Annotated in this window: 2 protein-coding genes; both read right to left on the bottom strand. The window is 62.7% G+C overall.

Annotated elements, in window-relative coordinates; all coding sequences use genetic code 11:
- Positions 1 to 441 (bottom strand): ROK family protein (locus AAC083_RS17865; RefSeq protein ID WP_146181723.1); only part of this gene is annotated, 441 nt, incomplete at its 3' end.
- A gap of 110 nt (positions 442 to 551) precedes the next feature.
- Positions 552 to 1,058: a GNAT family N-acetyltransferase gene (locus tag AAC083_RS17860; RefSeq protein ID WP_042038242.1), complete on the bottom strand. Its 507-nt coding sequence runs from the start codon at positions 1,056 to 1,058 to the stop codon at positions 552 to 554.
- Positions 1,059 to 1,071 lie beyond the last annotated feature (13 nt).

The raw sequence follows: 1,071 nt of genomic DNA, 5'->3' as shown, positions 1-1,071 counted from the left end.
GCCCTGGATCAGCTTGCCCGCCAGATAGACGGCGCCGCCGATGCCGGTGCCGATGGTGACCCCCAACGCACTGTCGGCCCCGGCCGCCGCCCCCTGGTGCACTTCTGACCAGAGGAAGCAGTTGGCATCGTTGTCCACCTTGACCGGACGGCCCAGCCGCTCGGCCAGATCGGCGCCCAGATGGCGGCCATTGATGGAGGGCAGGTTCGCCGCCACTATGCTGTGATCGTGCCGATTGAGGATGCCAGGAAAGCCGATGCCCACGGCGCCTCTCGCGCCGAAACGGGCGTCCGCCTGCTCGACCCGGGCACGGATGAGCTGCAGCAATCCCTCGTAATCGTTACCGGGCGTGCTCATGCGCTCCTCATGACAGAGGTTCAAGGCGTCGTCATACACGGCGAACGCTATCTTGGTGCCACCAATATCAAAGCCGTAATACATGCCCACACTCCCTTGTCGGTGAGTCACCTCACCTCAGCCGGTCCAGAGCTGCACATTGTATTAATTCGCAAAAAAAATAAAGTGATCGGGGGCGAAAAATGGGAGAGAGATCAAAGCAAACGGAACATTTGCCGTTGCAGGCAAGCCTGCCCAAGGCTCATCAGGGTGCGTGCCTGACCGTCGAAGACGAAGCCGCGCCTCAGGTAAAACCCCTCGCCGATCCGGTTGCCATCGAGCAGCCACAATCTGACGCTGCCACAACCTGCACGACGCATCTGCATAGCCACCGCCTGCCATAGCCGCTTGCCATGACCCAGGCGCCAGTGCTCGGGATGGAGGTAAAAAGCGCGGATCAGGGCGCTCGGCTCTGTGCTATCCAGCACGAGTTGCCAGTAAAGCAGGCCTATGACCACCTCGTCCTGGCAGATCAACATGGGCCTGGGGCCGGATCCGGCGAGCCGGCTCTGCCAGATCTGCAGGTGCTCGGTCACCGAAAGCTGGGTCAGCATGTCGGCACCGAGCACCTCGCCATAGGCTGCGAGCCAGCTGGCCCGCTGCGTCACCGTCATGGCGGGGGCGTCATCGGGCCGCGCCATGCGCAGGCTTACGCCTTGCATTGGGGCACCAGAC

Source organism: Aeromonas sp. HMWF014, assembly GCF_963878295.1.
Lineage (GTDB): Bacteria > Pseudomonadota > Gammaproteobacteria > Enterobacterales > Aeromonadaceae > Aeromonas > Aeromonas popoffii.
This window is presented reverse-complemented; position numbering and strand designations above follow the sequence as displayed.

Coding starts and splice junctions, on each gene's coding strand:
- AAC083_RS17860 (WP_042038242.1), bottom strand. CDS start 1,058: ATGCAAGGCGTAAGCCTGCGCATGGCGCGGCCCGATGACGCCCCCGCC.